This window comes from Streptomyces sp. NPDC002580 (genome assembly GCF_042889485.1).
Taxonomy (GTDB): Bacteria; Actinomycetota; Actinomycetes; order Streptomycetales; family Streptomycetaceae; genus Streptomyces.
Genome location: NZ_JBIAQZ010000008.1, coordinates 85218 through 101283 on the forward strand (window position 1 = coordinate 85218; position 16066 = coordinate 101283).

At 68.9% G+C, this 16066-nt stretch carries 13 protein-coding genes; 7 read left to right on the forward strand and 6 right to left on the reverse strand.

The annotated features are described in order from the left end of the window. Window positions 1–276: 276 nt before the first annotated feature. Together ACFYW7_RS24380 and ACFYW7_RS24385 are read right to left on the reverse strand one after the other, a co-directional pair. Window positions 277–2349: a glycosyl hydrolase family 28-related protein gene (locus ACFYW7_RS24380; RefSeq protein WP_389505772.1), complete on the reverse strand. Its 2073-nt coding sequence runs from the start codon at window positions 2347–2349 to the stop codon at window positions 277–279. Window positions 2350–2736: 387 nt separating this feature from the next. Next, on the reverse strand, window positions 2737–5514 hold the full coding sequence (locus ACFYW7_RS24385; RefSeq protein WP_389505774.1) for a lectin: 2778 nt from the start codon (window positions 5512–5514) through the stop codon (window positions 2737–2739). Between the two features lie 212 nt (window positions 5515–5726). Between ACFYW7_RS24385 and ACFYW7_RS24390 the strand changes: the two genes are divergently transcribed. Both ACFYW7_RS24390 and ACFYW7_RS24395 read left to right on the forward strand, forming a co-directional pair. Continuing rightward, window positions 5727–6353 (forward strand): TrmO family methyltransferase, encoded by a 627-nt coding sequence (locus ACFYW7_RS24390; RefSeq protein WP_389505776.1) that lies wholly within the window; start codon window positions 5727–5729, stop codon window positions 6351–6353. Between the two features lie 445 nt (window positions 6354–6798). Beyond that, a complete protein-coding gene (locus ACFYW7_RS24395; protein WP_389505778.1) occupies window positions 6799–7356 on the forward strand; it encodes a DUF3291 domain-containing protein in 558 nt (185 codons plus the stop codon). A gap of 606 nt (window positions 7357–7962) precedes the next feature. Here ACFYW7_RS24395 and ACFYW7_RS24400 read toward each other — a convergent pair. Next, the gene (locus ACFYW7_RS24400) at window positions 7963–8490 is read right to left on the reverse strand and encodes an STM3941 family protein (RefSeq protein ID WP_389505780.1); all 528 of its coding nucleotides are present in this window, start codon (window positions 8488–8490) and stop codon (window positions 7963–7965) included. A gap of 402 nt (window positions 8491–8892) precedes the next feature. On the opposite strand from ACFYW7_RS24400, the gene ACFYW7_RS24405 reads away from it, so the two are divergent. Continuing rightward, window positions 8893–9381, forward strand: coding sequence for a hypothetical protein (locus ACFYW7_RS24405; RefSeq protein WP_389505782.1), 489 nt, complete (start codon window positions 8893–8895; stop codon window positions 9379–9381). Continuing rightward, window positions 9371–10129, forward strand: coding sequence for a tetratricopeptide repeat protein (locus tag ACFYW7_RS24410; RefSeq protein WP_389505784.1), 759 nt, complete (start codon window positions 9371–9373; stop codon window positions 10127–10129). The genes ACFYW7_RS24405 and ACFYW7_RS24410 overlap by 11 nt, the downstream gene beginning before the upstream one ends. Before the next feature lie 94 nt (window positions 10130–10223). Here ACFYW7_RS24410 and ACFYW7_RS24415 read toward each other — a convergent pair whose 3' ends face one another. Beyond that, a complete protein-coding gene (locus ACFYW7_RS24415; protein ID WP_389505786.1) occupies window positions 10224–10439 on the reverse strand; it encodes a hypothetical protein in 216 nt (71 codons plus the stop codon). A 330-nt stretch (window positions 10440–10769) separates the two neighbouring features. Between ACFYW7_RS24415 and ACFYW7_RS24420 the strand changes: the two genes are divergently transcribed. The 3 genes from ACFYW7_RS24420 (at window position 10770) to ACFYW7_RS24430 (ending at window position 14523) form a co-directional block, all read left to right on the forward strand. After that, complete coding sequence (locus ACFYW7_RS24420) at window positions 10770–12182, forward strand: family 2B encapsulin nanocompartment shell protein (RefSeq protein ID WP_389505788.1); 1413 nt, start codon at window positions 10770–10772, stop codon at window positions 12180–12182. Between the two features lie 104 nt (window positions 12183–12286). Next, entirely contained in the window at window positions 12287–13615 is a 1329-nt protein-coding gene (locus ACFYW7_RS24425) for a family 2 encapsulin nanocompartment cargo protein terpene cyclase (RefSeq protein ID WP_389505791.1), read from the forward strand. Window positions 13616–13620: 5 nt separating this feature from the next. Further along, window positions 13621–14523, forward strand: coding sequence for a geranyl diphosphate 2-C-methyltransferase (locus ACFYW7_RS24430; protein ID WP_389505794.1), 903 nt, complete (start codon window positions 13621–13623; stop codon window positions 14521–14523). A gap of 159 nt (window positions 14524–14682) precedes the next feature. Here ACFYW7_RS24430 and ACFYW7_RS24435 read toward each other — a convergent pair whose 3' ends face one another. Together ACFYW7_RS24435 and ACFYW7_RS24440 are read right to left on the reverse strand one after the other, a co-directional pair. Next, window positions 14683–15294 carry an FAD-dependent monooxygenase gene (locus ACFYW7_RS24435; RefSeq protein WP_389505797.1) on the reverse strand — a complete coding sequence of 204 codons (612 nt, stop codon included), beginning with the start codon at window positions 15292–15294 and terminating at the stop codon, window positions 14683–14685. A 77-nt stretch (window positions 15295–15371) separates the two neighbouring features. After that, the gene (locus ACFYW7_RS24440; RefSeq protein ID WP_389505800.1) at window positions 15372–16064 is read right to left on the reverse strand and encodes a response regulator; all 693 of its coding nucleotides are present in this window, start codon (window positions 16062–16064) and stop codon (window positions 15372–15374) included. Window positions 16065–16066 lie beyond the last annotated feature (2 nt).

Here is a 16066-nt window from a genome sequence, read left to right on the forward strand (position 1 = left end):
AGGCACGCGCAGCCACCCGAACCGCCCGGGACCTACAACCGACCGACCTACGCCCACGGCAAGAGCAACGGCGTTGCGCCTGGAGTGCGTTCCTACGGCTGGAGGGATCCGGAGTCGATCGCGGCGGCGTACTCCGAGATGGCCTGTCCACCGGTTCTCCCACCCACCAGCGTTCCCACTCTGCTCGTCCGTGCCAGTCGGTCCAAAGTCGTACACCCGGAGTACCTGGCAGCCTGCCGCACGGGGCACGCCGTACGGGTCAGGGACGGACGCCGGTCACCAGGGCGTCGGGGCCGGTGGCTGGATCGTCGGTGGCCGGTCGTCGCAGGTGATGGTGTTGGGCAGTTCCCAGGACGCCATCCAGGGGCCGGTCGTACCGCCTCCGTCGTTGCCGCCGAGGTCGCGGACCTCGAACTCGGAGCCCGTGGCGGGGAAGTTGAAGGCACCGCAGTTGTTGACGCCGACCGCGCCGACGTTGCGGGCGTCCACGTTCTCGAAGGACGCCGCTCCGGCGGAGCGGGCGCTGAGCACGGACGTTCCGGTGCCGTCCACGCGGATGTCCTTGAAGCGCACCCCGTGGATCGCGTACTTGTCCTTCACCGGGAAGTCGGAGACCAGCATGATCGCGTTGTAGGTGTTGTCGAGGAAGTGGTCGCCGGTGACCTGGATGTCGGCGTCGATGTCCCGCTCCAGGGCGTAGAACCAGATGGCACCGAGGCCGATCTTCCAGTTGAGCTCGAACGGTCCTGAGCGGACCGTGGTGTTGTCCGTGATCCACAGGTGTCCGGTGAACGGCTGCGCTCCGAACCGGGAGCCGATCTGGATGGCACTGCCCTCCCTGACGGGGTCGGCGATGAGGTTGCCGGTGACCTTGTTGTCGGTCCCGCCGTAGAGCGCGATGCCGTTCGCCAGGGCCGGCGTCTGCACGGTGTTGTGGGCGAAGGCGTTGCGCGCGTCGCCGGTCTTCTCCGACCACATCGCCAGGCCGTCGTCGCCGGTGTTGCGGACGAAGGTGTCCGACACAGTGGAATCGGTGACGCCGGTGTGGAAGTTGAGACCGTCGGCGATCTGGTCGGCGATCATGTTGCGCGTGACGGCGAGGCGCGTCATCGGGCCGTCGAGCCACATGCCGACCTTGGTGTGGTGCAGGTAGAGGCCGTCGATCGTCGAATCGCTCAGCGCGCCTCCGACGGCGTTGACCTGGTCGGTGTCGACGCGTTCGCGGACGTCGCCCTCGACGGCGAAGCCGGACAGGTGGACGTCGTGGCTGCCGCCGTCCGCCGCGTCCTTGCCGTAGAAGCCGACGCCGGTGTGGATCGAGCCGTCGGGGGCCGGGGTGTCGAGGGTGACCTGGTGTCCCTTGATGATCGTGTACCAGCTGCCCGCTCCGACGATCGTCACGTCGTCCACGACGATGTGCCGGTTGACCTGGTACGTGCCCGGCGGCAGGTACACCTTGAGGTGCCGCTTCTTGGCGTATGCGATGGCCCGGTCGAGGGCGTCGGCCGCGTCGCGGTGGCCGGTGGGGTCCGCGCCGAACGTGAGGACGTTCGCGGCGCGTCCTTCGATGTGCGGGGCGGCGACGAGTTGGGTGTCGAGGAGGTCGATCACGGTCCAGGCCGCGGCGCTGCCCCTGGGTGCGGTGAGGCGGACGGTATCGCCCGCCGCGTACCGCTTGCCCAGCGGCAGTCGCTGCTCGTCGTAGAAGTGGCTGGGCCTGAACGGCTTGTCGATGGCGGGCGTCGGGGTCGTGCCGGTGGGGACGCAGCCGCATTCGGTGATCCACCAGTCCGGGTGCAGCAGGTCGGCTCGGGGATCGTTGGTGAACGGGTACTGGTTGTAGAGCCAGGAGTACCGCGAGGTGAGCGTCATCGTGGCGCGGTGTCTGCCCTCGACGGAGACGTCGAGCGGTGCGGTGATGCCGCCGCCTTCGGGGGCGTCCGGGATGCTGTAGCGCACGGTGAGGGCGTTGGCGGCGCGTGGCAGGGTGAACTCGACGTACCGGCCCGGTCCCAGGCGCACCGCGGTGCGGCCGGACGCCTCGGAGGGCAAGGTGTAGGCGGTGCGGTCGGGGCCGATGACGGTGCCGTTCGTCGACGCGTTCTCGGCCTCCTGTTCGGCGAAGTCCACCGCGGCACCGCGTCCCGCGACGAGGGCGGGATCGAGGCCGGCCCGGGTGACGACCGGGGTGGCGGCGCCGCCACCGTGTCCGCCGGCCGCGGATGCCGGGGCCCCGAGGGCGAGGACGAGTCCGGTGGCGGCCGCGGTCAACGCCGTGGCGACCCGGGTCGGTCCTGGCGCGCGGCTGCGGACCCGCTCCGCAGCCGCGCGTGTGCTGTACCGCGACATCGGCTTCTCGCTTCTCTCGGAACGGACGAACCAGAACGGACGAGGGCGAGCACGGTCGAAGACAGCGCCGGGCCGACGGAACACGCGCGGGCTGAGTGCCGCACGGTGAACAGAAGCCCGAACGGACAGACCGTGCCGGTGCGGTGACAGTAGGAGGTGGCGGGGCACCCTCACAAGACACCGGACACGTCTTTCCATCATCCAGTTAAGATTCTGCGTCATCGCATCGATTTTTTGCGGAGCGACGAGAGCGAGGTGCGCAACGGCACCGTGGCGGTGGTCAGCGGGCAGAGACTCACGCGGCGCCGTTGTCGTCGGCCGCGTGAGCGACACCAGCATCCTCTCCCCCCTTCGCCGGGAGGAGAGGATGCCGATCGTGCGGGTGGCTCAACTCGGGAGTTTCCAGTTCTGGGCACCCGAGCCGTTGCAGCTGTACAGCTGGAGCTGGGTGCCGTTGGCGGTGGAGGAGTTGGGGTCGTCCAGGCAGAGCTTGGACCCGGGGTTGACCAGCGATCCGTTGGCACCCGTGGTCCACTGCTGGGCGCCGCTGCCGTTGCACGTCCACAGCTGGATCGGCGTGCCGTTGGTGGTCCCGCTGTGGTCGGCGTCCAGGCATTTGCCCAGGCTCCGGACCGTTCCGTCGCCGGCGATGATCCAGTCCTGTGCGTAGGTGCTGTTGCAGCTCCAGATCTGGACGTGGGTGCCGTCGGTGGTGGCTGAGGACGCGTCGTCCACGCAGAGGTTCGACGCCACTCCGGAGGTGATCGGGCCGATGCGCGGCGAGGCGGGGGCCGTGGTGTCACCGGCGTAGGAGGGTGGTGCGGCGGACGGGGCCGTCGCCCAGGAGGTGTTGGGGCTGGTGCCGAGCGTGTAGCTCAGGGTGCCGCCCGCCGTGATCGCGGTGGTGGGAGCGTAGGCGTTGTTCCAGGCGGTGCCGTTCCAGGTCGCGGACTGCACGTAGGGGGCGTTGTCGGCGGCGCCGTTGCCGTTGATCGTGAGCGTCTTGCCCGACGGGAGCGTGATCACGGCCTGGGTGAACATCGGTGAGCCCAGGGCGAGATCGGCGGTGCCCGGGGTCTCGGGGTACATTCCGAGCGCGGACCAGACGTACCAGGCGCTCATCGCGCCGAGGTCGTCGTTGCCGTCGGCCAGCCCGCCGGGAGTGTTCGTCCAGATCTGGTCCTGGATCGCCCGCACCGTGCCCTGCGTCTTGTACGGCTGTCCGGTGTAGTCGTACTCCCAAGGGAGTTCGATGCTCGGCTCGTTGCCGACCCACGCGTAGCCCTTGTCGCCGGTGTAGCTGCGCAGCACGGTGTCGAGGTAGTGGTTCATCGCCGTGTTGCCACCCTTGGCGCGGGCCAGGCCGGCGATGTTGAACGGGACCATTCCGGTGTAGATCCAGGAGTCGGCCTCGACCATGTCGGTGCCGCTGGTGGGGTCGAAGCCGCCGGTCCACGAACCACTGGCGTTACGCGGTTCGACGAAGCCGGAGGCCGGGTTGAGCACGTTGCGCCAGCCCTGCGCGCGGTTGGCGTACGTCTTCTGGTTGCCGGTGTCGCCGAGGGCGCCGGCCAGGGCGGAGATCGCGAAGTCAGCGGTGTTGTACTCCAGCGTGGTGGCCACCGGACCGTAGAAGTTGCAGCAGCCATAGCTGCCGTCGTGCGGCATGTACCCGGGTGAGTTCAGGTAGTTGAGGCCCGGCCTGTCGTTGTTGGCCGTGCTCGCCTGCTTGACCATGGCGGCCAGGGCGGCCTTGGTGTCGAAGTCCTTGGCCCCGAAGGCGTAGTAGTCGGCGATGATGGCGTCCGCCGGATCACCCACCATGACGTACGACTCCCCGTTGTTCTCGGACCACTTGGGGAAGATTCCGGTTTGGGCGTAGTCGTCGACCATCGACTGCGCGGTGTCCGATGCGACCTGTGGGGCGACCAGGGCTTCGAGTTGGGCCTGCGAGCGGTAGATGTCCCAGCCGGAGTAGTTGGCGTAGGCCGCGTGGTGCCCGGTGTCCACGGTGTGCGTCTTGCCGTCGAAGCCGTAGTACTGCCCGTTGGTATCGCTGATCACGTTCGGATGCAGCAGGGAGTGGTACAGCGCGGTGTAGAAGCTCTGCTGTTGCGCGGCGGTTCCGCCGGCGATCTGAACCTTGCCGAGTGCGTCGTTCCACGCGTTCTGTGCGGCGGCGCGGGTCCCGTCGAAGTCCCACCCGTTGTTCTCCGCCGCCCGGTTGGCGGCCGCGTTGGCGACCGAGACGTACGAGACACCGACCTTGGCCTGCACGACGGGGTTGGCGGTCGTGTTGAAGGTGACGTAGGCGTTCGAGGCGGCGGCCTCGGGGGCGACCCCGTCCTTCACGGCACCAGAGCCCGTCACCCTGGGCGTCTTCCCGTGCAGTACAGGCTTGTTGGGCGTCTCCGCGGCGTTCTTGGACGCCTTTCCCCGCGTCGAGGGCGTGGTGCTCGACGCCTTGGCGAACGAGCTGCCTTGCGAGGCGAAGGGCTGGTCGAAGACCATGTCGAAATACACGGTGTAGGTGTTCCCCGCACCACAGAAGCGCCCACTGGTGACCTGGCCGCTCACCTCGGTGTTCGAGACCTTGGTGAACTGCGTCGCGCTGGCACCGTTCTGACTGCCCGTCAACTTGAAGATCAGATTGGCCTGGCTGCTCGACGGGAAGGTGAAGCGCGCCATGCCGCTGCGCGTCGTCGTGGTCAGTTCGGTGGTCACCTGGTTGTCGAGGGCCACCTTGTACGACCCGGCGGACGCCGACTCGTCGGCATGCGAGAACCCCACCGTCGCACCCGTGTTCACCGCGCCCACCGTGGGCAGCACCGGTACGTCACCGGCCGCACCGCACCCCGGCCCGGCGATGTGGGTCAGACTGAAACCGGTGATCGACGAGTCGTTGTACTCGTACCCTCCCCCGTCAGGACGCGACGGCGTGTCCGGGCTCCACTGGACCATGCCGAACGGCACATCGGCCCCAGGGAAGTCGTCCGCCTGGTTCGACGTCCCGATGAACGGGTTGACCACGGTGGCCGGCGAGGTGACGAGCTCGGGCCGCGCGGCCGCCGCCGCGGGTGCGCACAGCCCGGCCGCGACCAGCCCCGCGGCCGCGAGTACGCCGATCACGGTCGTTCCGGGAGGTCTCGACAGTCGTGTCTTCACGGGGATTTCTCCTCTGCTCGGGAGCGAGAGTATGACAACGTTGTCTCCACCGAAGAGCACGCACCGCCCAAGCGGTGACCGGAATTGACAACGTTGCCTTTGCGCTGAGACGAGGCGCCTAGCGATTCGAACGCACGAATGGAACCCGAAGGTTGCAGGCCCCTGAGGGCGCAGGCGAGAACTCCCGGTGAAGCTAGCCACAAGGCAGGGACATGTCAACGGACTCGGGCGGGCGGAGTGGAGACGTCAGACCGAGTCCGCCGGGTGCGGGAAGACCTCCCCGTGCGGGCTCGACGGGGCGTCAGGCTTGGCACACCGAAGGCGATCGACGGCCTCGACGCCACCCCTCGGGACGACGGGCCGGCTTCTGGCCCTGTCGAGCTTCGAGATCACACCGACAGGTACGATCCGGGACGACCGAACGGACGTCCAGCACACGGACAATCGGGGTGCCGTCCGCAGCACCACCACCGTCGGCGAACGCTTCGGCGAGGCGTGCCTCCAGCGCCTCGAAGGCTTCTCGCACGTGGGGCCCCCTTCGTCTTCGACCGTTCCCGGAACAGGACGACTACCGCGCACCCCGCCCCTACCGCGGCCGCTCCGGCCGCCCGTCCGTCGGCGTCTTCGCCGGCCGCGGCCCCCGCGGACCGGACCGCATCGGGGTCACGTGCTGCGCCATCGAATCCGTGGACGGCCACGAACTGGCCGTCGTGGGCCTCGCCGCCGTCTCGGGCACTCCGATCATCGACCTCAGGCCGACGACGGCGGAGTCCGTCCCGGCGAACGCCGAACAGCCGCAGGGGGTCAACGACTTGATGTCCGACTGCTTCCGGCCGTGAGCGGGGTCCGGGGAGACTCCCGGACCCCTCTCCGGCAAAGAGTCCGACGCGGCCGTACCGGGTCGGCGGGGATTCCTGCCCATTCCGCGGATTCGGTTCCGTTGCCGGGTCCGCACCCGTCCAGGCCGGCAACGACGTCAGTGCCGGTGCGGGCGCGAACACGGAACGGGAAAGCCTCACGGCCCGCCCGCCCGACCCGTCACCGCTCCGACCCCCTCGATGACCGGTGCCGGAGGCCACTTGGACAGGGAAAACGCAACTTCGACATGGCCCGCGAAGGCGGCTATCTTCACCTGGTCCTCGGCGATCGCCCACGGTCGCGCACGAGTTCGTTCAGGTTGAGCCACCGCGACGGGACGAGTTGGCCACGCCCCTCGCATTCTCGCGCCCCGCGCAAGCCACCGATCCGGGTCCACGCGAGGCAGCCCCAACCAGGGAGAGACGCATGCCCCATCTTGCTCTGTACACCTTCGGCGTCCTGAAATCACCGCTCGCCGATCCCGCACCTCTCACGCACGAGTTCTACGACGTCGGTGAAGCCGTCTACCGGAAGATCGGTCAGCACCCCGGACACCTCGCACATGCTGAAGCGACAGAGGGTGACCGGGGCATGCTCTTCGGGGCGGACTGGGGTGCATGGGGGGAGTTCGCCGTACCGACCTGGTACGTCAAAGGCCGCACGGTGGAAACCACCGCCTTGGCCGCGACCCTCTCCCTCTGGACCGACCTGCGCCCCGCCTTCGACGCCATCTACACCGGTCTGCACCGTGAGGCGCTGAACAGGCGCTACGACTGGTTCGAGAGGACAGGACACCCGAACCACGTGTGCTGGTGGGTCTCCGACGGTGTGACACCCACCTGGCAGGACGGGGTTTCCCGGCTGGAACATCTCCAGGACCACGGCTCCGCGCCGCGCGCCTTCACCTTCCACGGGTCATTCACCCCGGACGGAACTCCGGCCAGGATCAAAGACATCGGACCGAAGAGCGACCACGTTCGCTGACAAGGAAGCCTGGACGACCGGTTCGCCGCCGGCCACATCGATTCGATGGTTGCGCCCCGCTCCCCCGCGTGGGCCTCTGACAGTGCCGGTGGAAGAGCCGCGACGGTGCCGATGGACGGGCCGCGCGAGGAAATCGCCGGTGCTCTTGCCGCTCCCCGCGGAGCAGCCGTGCCGGAACCCCGCAAGGGGCGCGCGGGGCCGCTGCGCGGAGATGCCCGCTGCGCGGCGACGGCGGCGCCAGTGTGCACTTCTTCCATATTCCGACAAACCACCCTGGACGGATCACACCGTGGACTCTCGCCTCAATCCCTGCCTCAGCTTCGCCGGTGATGCCCGGCAGGCTCTGGCCTTCTACCAGGGAGCCTTCGGCGGCACCCTGGCGATCAGCGAGTACGGGGCGTCAGCGGTGGCCCTGCCGGACGGCATCATCGGCGTATCCCGGGGTCGCGGCCCCGGGGTACCGTCCGCCACCGGGACACGAACGCGGTCCGCCGCACCCGGCATCCGTGCTGCCGGAGGATGCGAAGTCACCGCGATCCGCGGGTAGTCGGCAGGATCGCCGGCAGATCCGGTGACACGGTCTCTGTCGCTTCCGAGTGGGCGCGCCTACCGCCTGACCCTCAACTCGGGGTGGTGCCGCCGCATGGCCGCCACCACTGTCTCCGCGTCCACCGGGAGAGTGGTCGCCGAGATGTTCGTCGGGCTGAATCCCATGCGCAGGTTGGCCTTGCCGGCGATTCGAGCCATGCGTGGTGCCCGCGCCAGATAGGCAACCGGGTCGCGGAGCACCAGTTCGATGACTCGTTGCGTGCTGGACCGGACCTTGATCTCGCGGATCCCGACCTCGGCGATCTCCGTCCAGCCGATCGAGCCGAGCATCACATGCGTCACACCCTCGCCGGTGAGCACGAGTTCGGGCCGCCGCCGAAGGAGGCGTCCGATCGCCAGGCAGTCACAGAGGCCGAAGAACAACACGGCGACAGCACCCATGACGGTTGCCTTGACCGTCGTGTGGTCGATCACCATCCAGGCACCCAGTACGACGAACACCGTCGCGCCCAGAACCACCAGCGAGGTGCGCCCCTTGGAGGAGCGGAAGGTGGTTTCCGGCTCAGATATTGGTTCGGTCGTCACGGATCAAACCTAGCGCGTGCCGAAATGGCTGGTCATCCGGGTGAGTGGGCTCTTCCTCATCGGCCTCCGCCCGAGCCGTCAGCGGCTTCCAGTCCTCACGACACCGGCACGACACCCCACGGGTGCCGGTGCCGGCACCGAGTTCGGCAAAGCACCTGATCCCATCGGGGTCATCACGCGCGGGACCGGACCGCAACGGCCGGTGCCGAGTCGGCTCCGGCCGCGCTGCGGGCAGCGTCGGGGATCTCCGCCGCGCGCCGGAGCGGCCCGCGGCGCGGCCGTCGGACGTTCACGACCGGGGTGCCCCCGCGCGCTGGTCGAGGGGGCGCCCGAGGGGATGTGAAGGCGAGGGCGGGCGCCCATGCTGGGGGACGCGGGTCGCCGTGCAGGGGGAGTTCGGGAATGGGGACAGGACAGGCGTGTCTGTGGGGACTGCTAGGGGCGGGACTGGTCGAGATGCGTGGAGTGTGGTCCGCGTTCCAGCCGGTCCGAGTCCCGAGATGGCCGTGGAGAGACGGCAGGGGCCGCCCGCAGGTGTGGGGCTATGTCATCGCGGTGGTCTGCCGGTTCGGCATGGCGGCCGGGATGGACGCGGTGTACGCCGCCGCGCACCAGATCACCGGTCCGTTGGCGGCGGTCACGCTGGGCATCACGGCACCGCTGCTGATCCAGCAGATGGCCGAACGCGGTGGCCCTTCGCCCGCCGATCCGCCGCGACACCCGGCCAGGAGCGGCAACGGGCACGTCGAAGGAGGAATACGTCGATCCGACCCGCGGATGGGACAACGCGGCCGGGACGAGGTCGGGCGAGAGAACGCCGAGGACGACGCCGGGGGTGCGGTCCGCAGTGACACCGCGGGAGAACCCGCTGGAGGCAATGATGTTCGCTGACTGGGGTGCGGTACTGCGCTCGGCCCGGCAACACCTGCGCCGTGGGGCCGTGTCCGCCCTGCCCCCTCAACCGGGCCTGTGGGGATGGGTCCGCGCCGCGCTCGCCTTCCAACCGGCCCACCCTGTGGCCGTCTTGGACCGGGACGTGACCCGTCCGGCGTTCAGGCACGCGATCGAGCTCTTGGCCAACAGCCGCTACAGGGAAGCGATCGCGGCCCTGTCGCCCGTGGTCCACGTCGATCCCCGGCACGGCCCGGCGTGGGCCGCCCGGGCGGCCGCGTTCCGCATGATCGGGGAGAACGAGCGCGCGATCCGCGACGCGAGCCACGCGATCGAACTCCAGCCGGATCTCGCCTGGGCGTACGCCACACGCGGTGCGCTGCATCGCCTGGAGAAGAACTACGAACAGGCCCTCCGGGACCTGAACCAGGCGATACGGCTCGACAGTGACTACGAGTGGTGCATCGCGGGGCGTGGCGAGACGTACCGGCTGATGGGGATGACCGATCGCGCCCTGGAGGACGCGAACCGGGCGCTGGAGCTCAATCCGCGGAACGACTGGGCGCTCATGAGCCGCATCGCCTCGTATCTGGACGCTCATCAGGACGACTTCGCGGTGGCGGCCTTCCGGGCGGCCGTGAACACCAATCCCGACGGCGACTGGGCTCTCGCCGGACCGGAGTTGACGTACCGCCTCATGGGCAAGGACCTCACCCGCTACCTTCAGGAGCTCGACGAGGCCTCCTGAGAACGTCCCTGCGGACCGAGCCGCGGATCCGTTCAGGGAGTGCGGGACATGCGGGAGCACCTGACGTGGCCGCCGCCCTTCCGGTGCGCTGGAATCAGAGGGGCGACCCTTCCCACACCCGGGGCTCGTCGTGGATCTGCCGCAGCAGGCCGGCGAACCAGTCACTGTCGAAAAGCAGACCGTTGTACCGCGCCGGGATCCTGATGCCGTTGGTCACCGCGGTGGGCGTCCCCGGTCCTCTCGGTTCCTTCGCTCCGCCGGCCCGCTCGTAGGCCTTCTCGGAAGCGGTGACGAAGGAGCGGTACTTCATGCTCCTGACGGCCGAGTCGAACACCGGGCGAAGAGGCGGACGCGGCCGAGTACGGCGAACTCGCCAACGGAGTCCGCCAGGCGTTCCACGACGAGTTCGTGACGCAGGGCGGCCGGATCGAGGCTGAATCCCGCCAATACCCGGGCAAACATCATGGGCGCGCGATCATCGTATCGAGTTAACGTCGCCGACTTTCCTTGGTCCACGGAGCGAAGCGGCCGCTACGGTTCATCTGGATCCGGACGGATTTCCCTTGAATACCCCTTTTCCCCTGTTGGCCGATTCCCCCACGGGTGCCATCGCCGCCCTGAGTAAGGAGAGCTCGCCCCGATGACTGTTGACTCGATGCCGGAAGCGCGACCGGAGCCACCCCGGCAGACCAGCCTCGGCACGGCGGCCGCCCGCAACCTCTCCACCACCACCAAGTCCGCTCCACAGATGCAGGAGATCACCTCTCGCTGGCTGCTGAGGATGCTCCCCTGGGTGGAGACCAAGGGTGGGGCCTACCGGGTGAACCGCCGTCTGACCTACACCGTCGGCGACGGGAGCGTGGAGTTCATCCAGGACGGCGCCGACGTCCGGGTGATCCCCCGTGAGCTCGGTGAACTGGCCCTGCTGCGCGGCTTCGACGACGAGGAGGTGCTGACTGCCCTCGCCGATCGGTGCGTCCAACGCGACTTCCGCGCAGGCGAGACACTGGTGGAGCGCGGGGCGCCCGCGGATCGGCTCCACCTGATCGCCCATGGCCGCATCAGCCAGACCTCCGTCGGCAGGTACGGCGAAGAGGTCGCCCTGGACGTACTCGCCGACGGCGACCGGTTCGGGGACAACGCCCTGCTGGACGGGGACGCCCGGTGGGAACACACCGCCACCGCCGAGACCTCGGGCATCCTGCTGACCCTGTCTCGTGCCGACTTCGAGGCCGTGCTGTCCGCGGCGTCAAGCCTCCGAGACCATGTCGAAGAGTTCAAGTCGCTCCCCCGTCAACGGCAGAACCACCGTGGCGAGGCGGAGATCGCGATGTCGGCCGGCCACACCGGTGAGCATGAGCTGCCCGGCGCGTTCGTCGACTACGAACTGAAGCCGCGCGAGTACGAACTCTCGGTCGCGCAGACCATTCTGCGGATGCACACCAGGGTCGCCGACCTCTACAACGGGCCGATGAACCAGACGAAGGAGCAGCTCAGGCTCACCATCGAGGCATTGCGCGAGCGCCAGGAACACGAGCTGATCAACAACAGGGAGTTCGGCCTGCTCCACAACGCCGACTTCAAGCAGCGCCTCCAGACGCACTGCGGCCCACCGACCCCGGACGACATGGACGAGCTGCTGTGCCGCCGTCGCGGGTCGAAGTTCTACCTCGCGCACCCCAGGACCATCGCGGCGATCGGGCGTGAATTCAACGCGCGCGGGCTCTGTCCGGACCACGTCGACCTCGGCGGCCAGCAGGTCCCGGCCTGGCGCGGGGTTCCCATCCTGCCCTGCAACAAGATCCCCATCACGAAGGAGCGCACCAGCTCGATCCTCTGCATGCGTACCGGCGAGGACAACCAGGGCGTCATCGGCCTTCATCAGACGGGCCTGCCGGACGAGTACGAACCGGGTCTGTCGGTCCGGTTCATGGGCCTCAACGAACAAGCGATCAGCTCCTACCTCGTCAGCACCTACTACTCCGCCGCCATCCTCGTGCCGGACGCGGTAGGTGTGCTGGAGAACGTGCAGATCGCCCGCTGGCCCAGGTAGCGGGCTCGGTCCGCAAGGCACGGTACGACACCCGGCCCCTCCCGGTTCGTCGCACATGCCCGAACGGGCCCTGGACAGCCGCCCACCCCACCAAGGAGCCACCCATGCCCGCGCCTGAGCCAACGCCTCCGCAGTCGAGCCTGCCGACGGCCGCTGCCGACTTCGGGGCGCACGTCCTCGCCGAATGCGCAGCCCGCGCCCGCGACATCAAGACTGCCACCGGCGGCTCACCCCGTGCGCTGTCCTTGCCCGCACCACCCGCGCATCCCGCACCGCCCGCGCCTCCCGTGCCGACGCCACCTCCTCCCGATGCCCCGGCAGCCATGGTGCCGACACCGGGTCTCGACCTGGAACGGATCCTGCGCGGCCCCAGCGGCTTGGGCACGACGGCCCTGCGCCTGACCCTGCGGGAGCGGCTGCCGACGCCCTCGGAGCCGCCGGCAGCCGCGGCGGAAGGCAGACCGATCCCGGGCCTCTACCACCACGAGGTGGCCGAGCCCGATCCGGTGCGGGTCGAGGAGGTCAGCCGACGCATCAAGTCCTGGGCACTGGAGGAGGTCTCGCTGTATCCCGAGGACTGGGAGGAGCAGTTCGACGGATTCTCCGTGGGCCGCTACATGGTCGGCTGCCATCCGGACGCGCCCACCGTCGACCACCTGATGATCGCGACCCGCCTGATGGTGGCCGAGAACGCGGTGGACGACTACTACTGCGAGGACCACGGCGGCTCGCCCGTCGGCCTCGGTGAACGCCTTCTGCTGGCGCACACCGCACTCGACCCCCTGTACACGACGGAGGAGTACCAGGCGCAATGGGCGAAGTCGCTCCACGCGGACGCGCCTCGGCGCGCCTACCGCTCCGCCATGGACTACTTCCTCCGGACGGCCAGCCCTTCCCAGGCCGACCGGTTCCGGCACGACATGGCCCGGCTTCACCTGGGGTATCTCGCCGAAGCCGCCTGGGCCCAGCTGGACCACGTACCCGAGGTGTGGGAGTACCTGGCGATGCGCCAGTTCAACAACTTCCGCCCCTGCCCGACCATCACCGACACCGTCGGCGGCTACGAACTGCCGATGGACCTGCATGCCCAGGCCGCCATGCAGAAGGTCATCGCGCTCGCGGGAAACGCGACGACCATCGTGAACGACCTGTACTCGTACACCAAGGAGCTGGACGCTCCGGGCCGCCATCTGAACCTGCCCGTCGTGATCGCCGAGCATGAGGGCCGCTCCGACCGGGACGCCTACCTGAAGGCGGTCGAGGTCCACAACGCCCTCATGCACGACTTCGAGACCCAAGCCGCGGCCCTGTCCACCGACTGCCCCGTCCCGAGTGTGCAGCGCTTCCTGCGGGGCGTGGCCGCGTGGGTCGACGGCAACCACCACTGGCACCGGACCAACACCTATCGCTACAGCCTGCCCGACTTCTGGTAACAAGAATGGACTCATCTGTGACCCGTACGCCCAGCACCGAACTCACCGCCACCGACGCCGCTCTGCGCATCCCCGGCCCGGCGACTCCCTACCAGGGAGACATCGCCCGCTACTGGGACGGGGAGGCCAGGCCGGTGAACCTGCGTCTCGGTGATGTCGACGGTCTCTACCACCACCACTACGGCATCGGTGAGGTCGACCACTCCGCGCTCGGCGATGCCGAGGACAGCGAGAGCGAGAAGAAGCTGATCGCCGAGCTCCACCGACTGGAGTCGGCGCAGGCCGATGTCCTCCTCGAGCACCTCGGCGACATCGGGCGTGACGACACCCTGGTGGACGCCGGCTGCGGGCGCGGCGGATCGATGGTGATGGCGCACCAACGCTTCGGATGCAAGGTCGAAGGCGTCACGCTGTCGGCCAAGCAGGCCGAGTTCGCCAACCGGCGGGCCCACGAACTCCGCATCCAGGACCACGTCCGCGCCCGCGTCTGCAACATGCTCTCCACGCCCTTCGAGACCGGGCAGGCCGCGGCCTCGTGGAACAACGAGTCGAGCATGTACGTCGACCTGCAGGACCTCTTCGCGGAACACTCCCGCATCCTGGAGGTCGGCGGTCGCTATGTGACCATCACCGGCTGCTGGAACCCGCGGTACGGCCAGCCGTCGAAGTGGGTCTCCCAGATCAACGCGCACTTCGAGTGCAACATCCACTCGCGCCGGGAGTACCTGCGGGCCATGGCCGACAACCGCCTCGTGCCGCAGGCCGTCATCGACCTCACCCCCGCCACTCTGCCCTACTGGGAACTGCGGGCAACGTCTTCGCTGGTCACCGGAATTGAGGACGCGTTCATCAACTCCTACAAGGACGCGTCCTTCCAGTACCTCCTCATCGCCGCCGACCGAGTCTGACCTTCTGCCGCCCGGGAGGGCCCGCCCCTGACGGGACGGGCCCTCCTCTCGCAGTGCCGGTGCCTGGACCGGCACCCCGGAATCCGGCACGTCCCCCTCTTCCGCGCCTGTCGGCCCGACTTCCAGGACGGCTGGTGTCGCACCTTCCCCTTCTGCGGGTCAGCGCCCCGGCCAGCCGGTGTAGCCCTCGGCAAGGCAGGTCGAGCCGGCACGGGAGGCGACGATGCCGGTCAGCTCGCCCATCTGCCGCTGCTCGTCGAACTCGCTCGCGTCCGGAAGGCGGTGGAGCATCGTGGTCATCCAGTAGGAGACGTGCTGGGCCTTCCAGACCCGGGCCAGGGCCCGGTCGCTGTACGCCTGGAGCGCCTGCTCATCGCCTGTCCGCAGGGTGCGCTCGATGGCTTCGGCCAGGACCCGCACGTCTGCCAGCGCGAGATCGAGGCCCTTGGCTCCGGTCGGTGGGACGGTATGCGCCGCGTCCCCGGCCAGCAGCAGCCGACCGTGCCGCATCGGTGTCTGCACGAAGCTGCGAAACGGCAGCACCGTCTTTTCGAGGACAGGGCCTTCGTTGAGCCGGAAGCCGTCCTCGCCGGCGAGTCGGCTCTGGAATTCCTCCCAGATCCGGTCGTCGGGCCAGGTGGCCGGGTCCTCGGCGGGGTCGCACTGGAAGTACAGGCGCTGCACCGTCTCGGTGCGCCGGTTCACCAGGGCGAAGCCGCGCTCGGAGCGCGCGTAGATGAGCTCGGACGCACTCGGGGCGGTCTCGGCCATGATGCCGAACGGCGCAGCCTGACGCGTACAGCCGATGGCGCATTGTCCGGAATCGCGCCTCCTGAGACCACGACGGCTCAGGACGTGGCGGACACCAGGCCGATCCGGTGGGCCAGGACGACGGCCTGGACGCGGTCGCGCAGGCCGAGTTTGGTCAGGATCCGCGACACATAGGTCTTCACCGTCTCGGGCGTGATGAACATCGCCGTGGCGATCTCCGCGTTCGACAACCCCTCGGCGATCAGTCGAAGCGCCTCCAGTTCGCGGACGGTCAGCGCGCTCACGGCTTCCTCCCTGGCCGGCCGTGAGGTGTCGGCCGGGCGCAGCCGTTCGGCGAAGTGGCCGATGAGGTGGCGGGTGACGGCCGGTGACAGCAGTGCCTCGCCCCGGGCGACCGTCCGGATCCCGCCCACCAGCTCCGCGGGGGGCGAGTCCTTGAGGAGGAAGCCGCTCGCTCCGGCCCGGAAGGCATCGTAGACGTGCGCGTCGACGTTGAAGGTGGTGACGACCAGGACCTTCGGTGGTGCCACGGCGTCGGGGCCGGCCAGTATGCGGGTCGCCTCGATGCCGTCGAGCAGGGGCATGCGGATGTCCATCACGACCACATCGGGGCGCAGTCGCCGCGCGGCCTGGACCGCGGCGTGCCCGTTCTCGGCCTCTCCTACGACCTCCAGGTCGGGCTGGGCGGAGAAGATGGTGACATAGCCGGTGCGCACCAACTCCTGGTCGTCACAGACGAGTACGCGGATCGGCGGCGGTGCATCGCTCACGG